Source organism: Kitasatospora sp. NPDC059973 (assembly GCF_042737525.1).
In the GTDB taxonomy this organism is placed as follows: domain Bacteria; phylum Actinomycetota; class Actinomycetes; order Streptomycetales; family Streptomycetaceae; genus Kitasatospora.
In genome coordinates, this window is record NZ_JBHWUI010000007.1 from 87362 (window position 1) to 99721 (window position 12360).

The 12360-nt window shown below is 73.3% G+C and carries 12 protein-coding genes; 5 read left to right on the forward strand and 7 right to left on the reverse strand.

Annotation, left to right across the window (positions count from 1 at the left end; genetic code table 11):
• The first annotated feature begins 109 nt into the window (after window positions 1-109).
• Window positions 110-1480 (forward strand): FAD-binding oxidoreductase, encoded by a 1371-nt coding sequence (locus tag ACFWA9_RS03745; RefSeq protein WP_380382793.1) that lies wholly within the window; start codon window positions 110-112, stop codon window positions 1478-1480.
• A gap of 7 nt (window positions 1481-1487) precedes the next feature.
• Here the strand turns inward: ACFWA9_RS03745 and ACFWA9_RS03750 are convergent, their stop codons facing one another.
• A complete protein-coding gene (locus tag ACFWA9_RS03750; protein ID WP_380382795.1) occupies window positions 1488-2117 on the reverse strand; it encodes a molybdopterin-dependent oxidoreductase in 630 nt (209 codons plus the stop codon).
• Window positions 2118-2335: 218 nt separating this feature from the next.
• Between ACFWA9_RS03750 and bfr the strand changes: the two genes are divergently transcribed.
• Entirely contained in the window at window positions 2336-2815 is a 480-nt protein-coding gene (gene bfr / locus ACFWA9_RS03755) for a bacterioferritin (protein ID WP_329487282.1), read from the forward strand.
• 16 nt (window positions 2816-2831) lie between these two features.
• On the opposite strand, the gene ACFWA9_RS03760 is transcribed toward bfr, so the two are convergent.
• Both ACFWA9_RS03760 and ACFWA9_RS03765 read right to left on the reverse strand, forming a co-directional pair.
• The gene (locus ACFWA9_RS03760; RefSeq protein WP_329487283.1) at window positions 2832-3116 is read right to left on the reverse strand and encodes a (2Fe-2S)-binding protein; all 285 of its coding nucleotides are present in this window, start codon (window positions 3114-3116) and stop codon (window positions 2832-2834) included.
• A 187-nt stretch (window positions 3117-3303) separates the two neighbouring features.
• The gene (locus ACFWA9_RS03765; RefSeq protein WP_329487284.1) at window positions 3304-4641 is read right to left on the reverse strand and encodes a class II 3-deoxy-7-phosphoheptulonate synthase; all 1338 of its coding nucleotides are present in this window, start codon (window positions 4639-4641) and stop codon (window positions 3304-3306) included.
• A 302-nt stretch (window positions 4642-4943) separates the two neighbouring features.
• Between ACFWA9_RS03765 and ACFWA9_RS03770 the strand changes: the two genes are divergently transcribed.
• Entirely contained in the window at window positions 4944-6878 is a 1935-nt protein-coding gene (locus ACFWA9_RS03770) for an anthranilate synthase family protein (RefSeq protein ID WP_380382797.1), read from the forward strand.
• Window positions 6879-6929: 51 nt separating this feature from the next.
• On the opposite strand, the gene ACFWA9_RS03775 is transcribed toward ACFWA9_RS03770, so the two are convergent.
• From ACFWA9_RS03775 to ACFWA9_RS03785, 3 genes are read right to left on the reverse strand one after another with little or no spacing between them, the layout of a single operon-like run.
• Window positions 6930-7613 carry a response regulator gene (locus ACFWA9_RS03775; RefSeq protein WP_380382799.1) on the reverse strand — a complete coding sequence of 228 codons (684 nt, stop codon included), beginning with the start codon at window positions 7611-7613 and terminating at the stop codon, window positions 6930-6932.
• The gene (gene macS, locus ACFWA9_RS03780) at window positions 7606-8796 is read right to left on the reverse strand and encodes a MacS family sensor histidine kinase (RefSeq protein WP_380382801.1); all 1191 of its coding nucleotides are present in this window, start codon (window positions 8794-8796) and stop codon (window positions 7606-7608) included. Before macS ends, ACFWA9_RS03775 begins: the two co-directional genes overlap by 8 nt.
• Window positions 8797-8838: 42 nt before the next feature.
• On the reverse strand, window positions 8839-9657 hold the full coding sequence (locus ACFWA9_RS03785) for a lysophospholipid acyltransferase family protein (protein WP_329487287.1): 819 nt from the start codon (window positions 9655-9657) through the stop codon (window positions 8839-8841).
• Window positions 9658-9849: 192 nt separating this feature from the next.
• Between ACFWA9_RS03785 and ACFWA9_RS03790 the strand changes: the two genes are divergently transcribed.
• Both ACFWA9_RS03790 and ACFWA9_RS03795 read left to right on the forward strand, forming a co-directional pair.
• Window positions 9850-10644 (forward strand): alpha/beta fold hydrolase, encoded by a 795-nt coding sequence (locus tag ACFWA9_RS03790; protein WP_352287078.1) that lies wholly within the window; start codon window positions 9850-9852, stop codon window positions 10642-10644.
• 10 nt (window positions 10645-10654) lie between these two features.
• Window positions 10655-11461, forward strand: a complete 807-nt coding sequence (locus ACFWA9_RS03795; RefSeq protein ID WP_380382804.1) for a hypothetical protein — start codon at window positions 10655-10657, stop codon at window positions 11459-11461.
• A gap of 55 nt (window positions 11462-11516) precedes the next feature.
• On the opposite strand, the gene ACFWA9_RS03800 is transcribed toward ACFWA9_RS03795, so the two are convergent.
• Window positions 11517-12260, reverse strand: coding sequence for an endonuclease/exonuclease/phosphatase family protein (locus tag ACFWA9_RS03800; RefSeq protein ID WP_380382806.1), 744 nt, complete (start codon window positions 12258-12260; stop codon window positions 11517-11519).
• Between the last annotated feature and the right edge of the window lie 100 nt (window positions 12261-12360).

Genomic DNA, 12360 nt, shown 5'->3' on the forward strand with positions numbered 1-12360 from the left:
AGCGTGGAACCAGGCCTGCCCGGCCCCGCCTGCCACGGCCAGGAGGGCTGCGGCGCCGGGATCTCCGGACGGGGCTGCGCGGCGGCCGGTACCCGAGGATGTGGTCGTCATGGGCGGACCCGCCGTCGACGGCTTGAGGGAGCGTGTACGGGGCGCGGTGATCACGCCCGCCGACGAGGGCTACGAGCAGGCCCGCCGGGTCTACAACGGCACGGTGGACCGCCGGCCGGCGGCGGTCGTCCGGGTGGCCAACGCCGGGGACGTGATGGCCGCCGTCGACTTCGCCCGGGAGAGCGGCCTGGAGCTCGCGGTGCGCGGCGGCGCCCACAGCGCGCCCGGCTACGGGACCTGCGACGGCGGCCTGGTGATCGACTTCTCCGACCGGCACGGCGTCCGGATCGACCCGGTGGGCCGGACGGCGCGCTGCGAGGGCGGCGTCACCTGGGGCGACCTCAACGACGCCGGGTACGCCTTCGGGCTCGGGGTGACCGGCGGGATCATCTCCACCACCGGCATCGCCGGGCTGACCCTCAACGGCGGCTTCGGCCACCTCGCCCGGGGGCTGGGGCTGAGCTGCGACAACCTGGTCTCGGCCGATGTGGTCACCGCGGACGGGCGGTTCCGGACGGTGAGCGAGGAGCAGGAGCCGGACCTCCTCTGGGCGCTGCGCGGCGGTGGCGGCAACTTCGGCGTGGTGACGTCCTTCGAGTACCGGCTGAGCCCGGTCAAGGACGTGGTCGCCGGGCCGTTCGTCTACGAGCTGGAGCACGCGGCCGAGGTGCTGCGGTTCTACCGCGAGTACGTCCGGGAGGCCCCCGAGGAGCTGGGCATCTTCCCCGGCTTCCACGTCGCGCCGCCGCTGCCGTTCCTCCCCGAGGACCGGGTCGGCGACTCCTTCATCCTGCTGGTGCCGTGCTGGTCCGGGCCGCCGGAGCGGGCCGAGGCGGTGCTGGCCCCGCTGCGGGACGCCGCGCCGGTGGTCGCCGAGGGCGTGGACACGGTGCCGTACCCGGCCTTCGCCGCCGCCTTCGACCCGCTGCTGCCGCCCGGCCTGCGGCAGTACTGGAAGGGCGCCTTCGCGACCGAGCTGACGGACGCGGCGATCGCCGCGCACACCGAGCACGGCCCACGGGTGCCGACGGTCCACTCGGCGGTGCACATCTACCCGATCAACGGCGCCTGCCACCGGGTGCCCGCCGACGCGACGGCCTTCGCGCACCGGGAGGCGACCTTCGCCACCGTGATCCTCGCGGCCTGGACCGACCCGGCCGACGACGCGGCCGACACCGCCTGGGTGCGCGGCTACTACGACGCGCTCGCCCCGCACTCCGACGAGGGCGGCTACATCGGCTTCATGGACCACGACGACCAGCACCGGATCGAGGCCAACTACCGGGGCAACTACGCCCGTCTGACCGAACTGAAGCGGCGGTACGACCCGGGCAACCTGTTCCGGCTGAACCAGAACATCCGGCCCTGAGGGGCCGCTACCGCAGCGGCCCGTCGCCCGGCTCCTCCTGGTAGGAGTAGCGCTGCTCCCGCCACGGGTCGGCCAGGTTGTGGTACCCGCGCTCCTCCCAGAAGCCGCGCCGGTCCGCCCGCATGTACTCCACCGCCCGCACCCACTTGGGCCCCTTCCAGGCGTAGAGGTGCGGGATGACCAGCCGGACGGGGAAGCCGTGCTCGGCGGTGAGCGGCTCGCCGTTGCGGTGGGTGGCGAAGAGCGTCCCGGGGTCGGCGAAGTCGGCCAGCCGGAGGTTGGCGCTGTAGCCGTACTCGGCCCAGACCATCACATGGGTGACACCGGGCGCCGGAGGCACCCGGGCCAGCACTTCGGAGGCCGACACGCCGGTCCACTCGCTGCCGAGCACGGAGAACTTGGTCACGCAGTGGAAGTCGGCGCGGACGGTCGCCCGGGGCAGGTCGTTGAAGCCGGCGAAGTCCCAGCGGTGCTTCGCCGCCGAGGCGGTGGCGCCGAACACCTGGAAGTCCCAGGTCAGCGGCTTGAAGCGGGGCACGGGGCCGTAGTGCAGGGCGGGCCAGCCGCGTTGCGTCCGCTGGCCCGGCGGGAGTCTCGGGTCAGACGGCGGAGGTGGTTCTTGCTCGGACTGACCCATGGCTCCATGGTGACAGACGGCGGACAACGCCTGGCGCGCGCCCCTTTCGGGTGCCGTGCGCCCCGCCCGTACGGCCCATTGGGCCACCAAATCGGATATTCCGACACATGTCCTAGTGAGTGTGAACTTACTGGAATTCGGCCCCGGCGCGGTGCCAGGATGCGTGCAGCCGGAGGGTACGGCCGTGAGTCCCGGACGCGAAGCAGGAAGGCACCGCCATGAAGGGCGACACCGAGGTCATCGAATTCCTCAACGAGCAGCTCACCGCCGAGCTGACCGCCATCAACCAGTACTTCCTGCACGCGAAGATGCAGGAGAACAACGGCTGGACGAAGCTCGCCAAGTACACCCGGCACGAGTCCTTCGACGAGATGAAGCACGCCGAGGTGCTCACCGACCGGATCCTCTTCCTGGACGGGCTGCCCAACTACCAGCGGCTCTTCCACGTCCGGATCGGCCAGACCGTCAAGGAGATGTTCGAGGCGGACCGCCAGGTCGAGGTCGAGGCGATCGACCGACTGAAGCGCGGGATCGTGGTCATGCGGGCCAAGAACGACGTCACCTCGGCGAACATCTTCGAGGACATCCTGGCCGACGAGGAGCACCACATCGACTACCTCGACACCCAGCTGGAACTGCTGGAGAAGCTCGGGGAGGCGCTCTACCTCGCCCAGCTGATCGAGCAGCCGGAGTCCTGAACCCCCGGCCGTACCCTCAGGCCGCGCGCAGCGGCCGGGCCGGCAGGACGGCCGGCGCCTGGGCCCCGTCCCGCGGTTCGGCCTCCTGGTCGTCGGCCAGCCCCAGCTTGGCCGCCAGCCGGGCGGTCGGGCAGGGCCGTGCGCCGTGCTCACCGAGCAGCGCCTGGATCCGTCGGACGCAGGAGCCGCAGTCGGTACCGGCCTTGCAGCCCCGGGCTATCTGGCGCGGGGTGTTGGCACCCGCGTCGATCTCCTTCTTCACCTGGGCCTCGGTGACCGCATGGCACATGCACACGTACATCGCGGTCTCTCCCTGCGAAGGCGACTGGCTCGAAATCGATCTTGACTAAGGCATGCCTTAGTTCACTAAGCCTCACCTTACCCGGGGATCCGGGCATGAAAAAGCCCCTCCGGGTTCGGAAATCCCGAATCCGGAGGGGCTTTCGTCACATCGGGGCCGGCCGCAGGGCCCGCCCGGGGGCGACGGCTCAGTTGCCGCCGCGGTACATCTCGGCCACCAGGAAGGCCAGGTCCAGCGACTGGCTGCGGTTGAGCCGCGGGTCGCAGGCCGTCTCGTAGCGCTGGTGCAGGTCGTCCACCAGGACCTCGTCGCCGCCGCCGACGCACTCGGTGACGTCGTCGCCGGTCAGCTCCACGTGGATGCCGCCCGGGTGGGTGCCGAGGCCGCGGTGCACCTCGAAGAAGCCCTTGACCTCGTCGAGCACGTCGTCGAAGCGGCGGGTCTTGTGGCCGCTGGAGGCCTCGAAGGTGTTGCCGTGCATCGGGTCGCAGATCCAGACCGGCTGGGCGCCGGAGGCGGTGACCTTCTCCACCAGGGTGGGCAGGTGCTCGCGGATCTTGCCCGCGCCCATCCGGGTGATGAAGGTGAGCCGGCCGGGCTCGCGCTCCGGGTCCAGCTTCTCGATCAGGGTGAGCGCCTCGTCGACCGAGGTGGTCGGGCCGAGCTTCACCCCGATCGGGTTGCGGATCCTGGACGCGAACTCGATGTGCGCGTGGTCCAGCTGGCGGGTGCGCTCGCCGATCCAGACCATGTGGCCGGAGACGTCGTACAGCTCGCCGGTCCGCGAGTCCACGCGGGTCAGCGCGGTCTCGTAGTCGAGGATCAGCGCCTCGTGCGAGGAGTAGAACTCGACGGTCTTGAACTCCTCCGGCGCCACGCCGCAGGCGTTCATGAACGCCAGCGCGTTGTCGATCTCGCGGGCGAGCTGCTCGTAGCGCTGGCCGGCCGGCGAGTTGCGCACGAAGTCCTGGTTCCAGGCGTGCACCTGGCGCAGGTCGGCGTACCCGCCGGTGGTGAAGGCGCGGACCAGGTTGAGCGTCGCGGCGGAGGCGTTGTACATCCGCTTCAGGCGCTCCGGGTCCGGGTTCCGGGACTCGGGAGTGAAGTCGAAGCCGTTCACCGAGTCGCCCCGGTAGACCGGCAGCGTCACGCCGTCGCGGGTCTCGGTCGACTTGGAGCGCGGCTTGGAGTACTGGCCGGCGATCCGGCCGACCTTCACCACGGGGACGGAGGCGGCGTACGTCAGCACGGCCGCCATCTGCAGCAGGGTCTTCAGCTTGTTCCGGATGTGCTCGGCCGAGACACCGTCGAAGGCCTCGGCGCAGTCACCGCCCTGCAGGAGGAACGCCTCACCACGCGCCACGGCACCGAGCCGGGCGCGCAGCTGGTCGCACTCGCCCGCGAAGACGAGCGGCGGATAGGAGGCGAGCTCCGCAAGGGTCTTGCGCAGAGCCTCGTGGTCCGGCCATTCAGGCTGCTGCGCCGCGGGCAGGGACTGCCAGGGGTGGGGATTCGTCACGGTCACACGGCAAGGCTACGGGGTGGGACAACCGAATTGTGACCGCCGCTCGCTGGGTGAGACACCAGGTGGACAATCGTGTGAGGCGGCTCACGGCGCCCGCCGGATCCGCTACGCTCGACGCATGAACGCGCCGCACACCTTTTCCTGGTGGTGGGCCGACCCCTCGGGTGGCCCACCGATCGCGCGTTCCTAGACGAACACGACGGCCGCCCCTCGGGGCGGCCGTCGGCGTTTCGGCGCAGACGGCCCTCCCGGGAGCGGAACCCCGAACCACCGCACCCGCCCTCCCGGAAGGAAGCCGCACCGTGAACCTCGCAGCCGACCTGCTCGCCCGCCTCACCGGCCCCGACGCCCCGGCGTTCGCCCTGCTGCACCGCCGCGCCCCCCGGCTCGCGCCGGACACCGTCGAGGTCCTGCTGGGCACCGTCGACAGCTACGAACGGCTGGCCGACCTGCCGGTCCGCGCGGGCGTCCCGGCCGACGGCCCGGTGCACGACCTGCTCGCCCTCGTCCCGTTCCGGCAGATCCGCGAGCGCGGCTTCGAGGCCGTCGACGACGCCACCCCGCTGCAGGCGCTCTCGGTCACCGAGCAGTACGCCCTCCCGCTGGCCGAGCTGCTCCCGGCGCTCCCCCGGCGGCCGGTCGCCCTGACCGGCGGCGCGTTCGACATCGACGACCAGGAGTACGCCGGGATCGTCCGCCGGGTGATCGCGGACGAGATCGGCCGGGGCGAGGGCGCCAACTTCGTCATCCGGCGGGACTTCACCGCCACCCTGGAGGACTACTCCCCCGCGCTCGCGCTGACGCTCTTCCGCCGGCTGCTCGAACAGGAGCGCGGCGCCTACTGGACCTTCCTGGTGCACACCGGGGAGCGGGTCCTGGTCGGCGCCTCCCCCGAGGTGCACGTCCGCCAGAGCGGCGGCACGGTCGTGATGAACCCGATCTCCGGCACCTACCGCTATCCGGCGGGCGGCTCCGACATCGACTCCCTGCTCGCCTTCCTCCGCGACCCCAAGGAGCTGGAGGAGCTGACCATGGTGGTCGACGAGGAACTCAAGATGATGTGCACCGTCGGCGACCTCGGCGGCCAGGTGCTCGGCCCCCGGCTCAAGGAGATGTCCCACCTCGCGCACACCGAGTACGAGCTGCGCGGGCGCACCTCGCTGGACGTCCGCGAGGTGCTGAAGGAGACCATGTTCGCCGCCACCGTCACCGGCAGCCCGGTCCAGAACGCCACCCGGGTGATCAGCCGGTACGAGCGCGGCGGGCGCGGCTACTACGCCGGCGCGCTCGCCCTGATCGGCCGCTCGGCCAGCGGGGGCCAGCAGATGGACTCCCCGATCTGCATCCGCACCGCCGACATCGACCCGGCCACCGGTCGGCTGGTCGTCCGGGTCGGCGCGACCCTGGTCCGCCACTCCGACCCGGACTCCGAGGTCGCCGAGACCCACGCCAAGGCCGCCGGGGTGCTCACCGCGATCGGCGCCCGCCCGGCCCCCGCCCGACTCCCCAACCCGTCCGGCCCGCGGCTCGCCGAGGACCACCGGGTCCAGGCCGCGCTGGACGCCCGGCGGGCCGACCTCGCGCCGTTCTGGCTCCGGATGCAGGAGCCGGCCCCGGTCACCCGGAGCGAGGAGACCCTGGTGGTGGACGGCGAGGACACCTTCACCTCGATGCTCGCCCACCTGCTGACCTCGCTCGGCCACCGGGTCACCGTGGCGCGCTTCGACGAAGCCGGCCTGCGCGAGCGGGTCGCCGCCCACCCCGGCCCGCTGGTGCTCGGCCCCGGCCCGGGCGACCCGGCCGCCGCCGACGACCCCAAGATGGCCGTCCTGCGCCCGATCGTCGCCGACGCGCTGGCCGCCGTCCGCTCCGGTGCCCGCACCGCGCCGCTGCTCGCCGTCTGCCTGAGCCACCAGCTGCTCGCGGAGCGGCTCGGACTGCCGCTGGCCCGCAAGGCCGTGCCCCACCAGGGCGCCCAGGAGACGGTCGAACTCTTCGGCGCCCGGCACACGGTGGGCTTCTACAACACCTTCACCGCGCGCTGCTCGGACCAGGACGCCGCCCGGCTCGCCGCCGAGGGCGTCGAGGTCTCCCGGGACCGGCTGACCGGCGACGTCCACGCGCTGCGCGGCGCCGGGTTCGCCGGGCTGCAGTTCCACCCGGAGTCGGTGCTCACCCGGGACGGCGTCGGGATCGTCGCCGGGCTGCTGCGGTCGGCCGCCGCCGTCCACGGCTGAGACCCCGGACGGGGTGCGCGCGTCCGTCCGGCGCGCCCCCGCCCCGGGGCGTCAGGCCTCGTCGTCCAGGCCCTGCTGGATCGCGTACCGGACCAGCTCCACCCGGTTGTGCAGCTGGAGCTTGCCGAGGGTGTTCTGGACGTGGTTCTGCACCGTGCGGTGGGAGAGCACCAGCCGGTCGGCGATCTGCCGGTACGACAGGCCCTTCGCGACCAGCCGCAGCACCTCGGTCTCCCGGGCCGTCAGCTGCGGCGCGGCGGGGGCCGTCGGGGCGGCCGGCTCGGCGGCCAGCCGGCGGAACTCGCCGAGCACCAGCCCGGCCAGGCCCGGGGTGAAGACCGCGTCGCCGACGGCGGTGCGGCGCACCGCGTCCAGCAGCTCGTCACGGCCGGCCGACTTCACCAGGTAGCCGGTCGCCCCGGACTTCACCGCCTCCAGCACGTCCGTGTGCTCACCGCTGGCGGAGAGCACCAGGACGCGCACCGAGGGATCCTGGGCGACCACCTGGCGGCAGGCCTCGGCGCCGGACAGGCCGGGCAGGTTGAGGTCCAGCACCACCACCTGCGGGGCGCAGGCACGGGCCCGGCGGACGGCCTCCTCGCCGTCCCCGGCGGTGGCCACCACGTCCAGCCCCGCCTCGGCGAGGTCGCGCGACACGGCGTCGCGCCACATCGGGTGGTCGTCCACGACCATCACCCGCACCGGCGGCCGGTCGGTCATCGGCTGGTCAGCCATCGGAACCCCTCCTCGGGACGCGCAGTTCGACCTCGACGCCCTCCCCGGGCACCGAGTACAGCTCGGCCGTACCGCCGAGGTCCAGCAGCCGGCCGCGGATCGACTGGGAGACGCCCAGCCGGCCGGCCTGTTCCGCCTCACCGAGCCGCCCGGCCGCGAAGCCCGGACCGTCGTCGCGGACGCTGACCGTGACGGCCTCCGGCTCGTCCTCCAGCAGGATCCAGGCGTGCGCCCCGGGCCCGGCGTGCCGGCGGACGTTGTCGACCGCGGCGCCCACGGCCGCCGCCAGCTCGCCGGCCGCCGGGCCGGGCAGCAGCACCGGGGTGCCGGGGGCGGAGAGGGTGATCCGCTCGTCCGTGTAGGGGCCGAGCAGGGTGCGCAGGTCCTGCGGCTCCAGCGGCGCGCGCTGCGCGGGCAGCGGTCCGCCGCTCATCAGGGCCCGCAGCGCGCGCTCCTGCTCGCCGGCCAGCCGGCCGAGTTCGGCGAAGTCCGCGCCCCGGCCGGGGCCCTGCTCGCCGCCCCGGCGCTGGACCAGGGCGAGCACCTGGAGCACCCCGTCGTGGATGTCGCGGGAGAGCCGCTCGCGCTCCCGGTTCGCGGCCTCGACCTGGAGCGCCCGGGTCAGCGTCGCCTCGCTGGCGCGGGCCAGTTCGATCACGTAGCCGATCGCGCAGCCGGCCACCATCAGCAGCACGATGTTGTGGATGTTGTCGCCGGTCGGACCGCCGTGGCCGAGGATGTTCGCCACCCCGATCACCGATCCGGCCGCCGCCGCCCAGCGCCAGCCGCCCCGGCCCGCGAAGCCCAGGACGGTGCCGGCCGCCCAGATGGTGGGCAGCGTGGGCGCGCCGTGGGCGATCCGGGCCGGGTCGTCGGTCATCCCGCTCATCACGATGCCGGTCACGACCAGGGTGAGGTCGGTGCCGAGCACGTACCAGGTGCAGCGCAGCGGCCCGGCGAAGGCGCGGGTGCTGGCGAGCGTCCAGAGCGTCAGCGCGCCGAGGTAGATCCAGCCGGCGACGGGGTGCAGGAACTCCAGGTACGAGTCGAGGTAGCGCAGCACCGCGTAACAGAGCGCCAGCACCCGGAAGAACGAGATGGCCCGCCAGAGCGGCAGTTCGACGGACATGCCGCCGGCCGCCACCGCCGCGCCGACCGATCCGGGTCTGTTCCCGTCCGACATCTCCGTGCCCCTCCCCCTGCGGGCGGACTCCGGCCTCCCGGCCTAGGCCGACCCGCTCTCCTTCTGCTCCTGCTCGGCGGCCTTCTGCGCCTTCTCCGCCTCCGCCTTCTCGGCCTTGGCGGCGGCCTGCTCGGCCTTCTGGACGGCCTTGCGCTCGGCGTCGGCACGCTTCTTGTCGTCGGCGATCTGCCGCTTGGCGGCGGTCGCGTAGACGTCCACGTACTCCTGGCCGGAGAGCCGCATGATCTCGTACATCACCTCGTCCGTCACCGAACGGAGGATGAAGCGGTCGTTCTCCATGCCGTGGTAGCGGGAGAAGTCCAGCGGCCGGCCGATCCGGATGCCCGGACGGATGCCGAAGTTGGGGACGACCTGGCCGGGCGGCTGCACCTTCTCGGTGTCGATCATCGCGACCGGGATCACCGGCGCGCCGGTGGCCAGCGCGACGCGGGCCAGGCCGCCGACCTTGCCGCGGTACAGCTTGCCGTCGGGCGAACGGGTGCCCTCCGGGTAGACGCCGAACAGCTCGCCGCGGTCCAGCACGGCGATCGCGCTGCGGATCGCCGCCTCGCCCGCGCCGCGCACGCCGGAGCGGTCCACCGGCAGCTGGCCGACGCCCTTGAAGAAGGCGGCCGTCAGCTTGCCCTTCAGGCCCGGCGTGTTGAAGTACTCCGCCTTGGCGATGAAGGTCACCCGACGCCTGATCAGCGCGGGGAAGAAGAAGGAGTCCGAGAAGGAGAGGTGGTTGCTCGCGATGATCGCGGCACCCTCGGCGGGGATGTTCTCCTCACCCTCGATCCACGGCCGGAAGAAGATCCGTAGCAGTGGCGCGACGATCATCTTCATCAGTCGGTAGAACAACGCCGGGCCTCCTGTTATGCGGACCGGTCGATCCTAATGCCCCGCGGCCACCGCCCGCGCCCCGCCCCGCCCCGCCGGGGTGTCCGGCAGGGGTGTACGACGCGTGCGGGCGCGTGGGACGATGCGGTTTCCGCAGCCCGCCGTTCCGCCCTCCCCCGTCCCAACGCGCCGCCGCCCGCGAAGGAGCCCGTCATGCCGCTGCTGCCCGGTGCCGAACCGTACCGCCACCGGGGCGGGCCGGTGGGCGTACTGCTCTGCCACGGGTTCACCGGCTCGCCGCAGTCGCTGCGCCCGTGGGCCGAGGAGCTGGCGGCGGCCGGGTACACCGTCTCGCTGCCGCTGCTGCCCGGCCACGGCAGCCGCTGGCAGGACATGCAGGTGACCCGCTGGGAGGACTGGTACGCGGAGGTCGAGCGGGAGTTGCTGGCGCTGGCCGCCGAGTGCGAGCGGGTCTTCGTCCTCGGGCTGTCGATGGGCGGCGGGCTGGCGCTGCGGCTGGCCGCGCTGCACGGCCCGGTGGTCTCCGGACTGGTGCTGGTCAACCCGTCGGTGCGTTCCGACAACCCCGCGAGTGTGCTGCTTCCGGTGCTGCGCCACGTGGTGCCGAGCCTGCCCGGGATCGCCAACGACATCGCCCGCCCGGGCTCCGTCGAGGTCGGCTACGACCGGACGCCGCTGCACGCCGCCTGGTCGCTGGCCCGGCTCTGGAAGGACGTGCAGCGCCGGCTGCCGCAGGTGACCCAGCCGGTCCTGCTCTTCCACAGCCCGCAGGACCACGTGGTCTCGGCGGCCAACTCGGAACTGGTGCTGGCCCGGATATCCTCGACCGACGTGACGGAGCGGTTGTGCCAGCGCAGCTACCACGTCGCGACGCTGGACCACGACGCGGCGGAAATATTCGCGGCCGGCCAGGACTTCATCCGACGGCTGGCTCCCGCGCACGCGGCGGGCGTCACCCGGATAGAATCCGACGATCACCAAGGCTGAAGGGCCGGAAGTGCACGAGAGCAGCACGGCGGGCGGCGGGGACGAGGCGCCCCGCGAGGACGCGGAGAACACCGAGGCGGACGCCTCGAAGGCCGAGGCCGCCAAGGCCGACGGCGTGAGGACCGAGGCCGCCAAGACCGAGAGCGCGAAGACCGAGGCCGCGAAGACCGAGAGCGCCAAGACCGACGGCGTGAAGACCGAGGGCGCGAAGACCGAGGGCGCCAAGACCGACGGCGTGAAGACCGAGGGCGCCTCGGGTGAGGCCGCCCCGGCGCCCGAAGCGCCCCGGGTGCGGCGCGCGCCCGAGCGCAGCCAGGCCGAGCAGGACGAGATCTTCGCCGCGCTGGTCGCCCAGTTCGACGACCCCGTCGACCTCAACAACCCGGACTGGCCGGAGGTCGAGGACCTCCGGGCGCGCGGCGAGCTCAAGGGCGGGTTCAAGGAGGGCACCGACCCGGACGACCTCGCCGACCTGGCACCGCAGCCGCGGCCCCGCTCCACCCGCCCGGTGATGCCGGCCGCCGGATCGGGCCCGCGCGACTTCGAGCTGACCGAGGAGACGGACGAGGGCCACTTCGTCCCGCCGGAGCCGCCGCCGCTGCCCGCCGCCGACGTCACCGCCAAGTTCGCCTGGCTCGCCGTGCTCGGCGGGCCGGCCCTGCTGCTGTTCGACGCGGTGGTCTGGCGCGAGGTGTCCGGCTGGCCGGCCTGGGTCGGCGTGACCGCCTTCCTCGGTGGCTTCGTCACCCTGGTGGTCCGGATGAAGGAGCGCGACGAGGACGAGCCGGAGGACCCGCACGGCGGCGCCGTCGTGTAGGGCCGCGCACCGGCGGCCCGGGGCCGAGCCGGTCACCCCGGCCCGGCCACGGAGTTCAGCCGGCCGGGAGCTCCAGGACGGCGAGCAGCGGCAGATGGTCGGTGGCGGCCCGCAGATCGCCCTCGGTGACACCGGGCAGGCCGTGCGGCACCCCGCACGCGAGCACCCGGACGCCGGGGGTCGCGAAGACGGCGTCGATCCGCTGGTAGGGGTTGTCCGGGACGGACGTGAAGGTGCCGCCCCAGGGTGCCGCGAGATGGCCGTCCTGCAGCCGGCCGGCTAGCAGCTGCCAGCCGGCGCCGTCCGGGTGTTCGTTGAAGTCCCCCGCCACCACGCCGAGTTCGGTGATCTTCAGCTGGTCCAGCAGCAGCTCGAACTGGCCGCGGCGCTCCTCGGCGTCCAGGCTCAGGTGGCAGCTGGTGACGCCGAACGGCGCCGAGCCGGCGATCCGGACCAGCGCGCTCGCGAAGCCGCGCGCGTGCAGCCCGCGGGTCTTGGGCAGCAGCCGGTCGTGGACGGCGAGCAGCTCCACGCCCGGGCCGCCGAGCAGTAGCGGCCCCGCGGCGATCCGGCCGCCGCCGGCCAGCACCTCGGTGCCGGTCGCCCGCGCCAGCCAGGCCGCCTGGCCCCGCGGGCGCCAGTAACGCGGCGACTCCTGAACGCAGACCACGTCCGGTTCACACGCCCGGATCACCCGAACGAGGGCGTGCCGGTCGTCGCGGAGCGAGCGGATGTTGTAGCTGAGCAGCCGCAGCCGCCGCGGCCCGGGCGGCGGCAGGTCGGTCGGTCCGGTGGTCAAGGCGGTCCTCCCCTTTCGTCCGGTGTCGACCGTACGACAGGGGCCGGGCGGCCGGGCGGAACACGACGGCGGCGGCGCGGCCGGGCCACGAGGCTCCGGT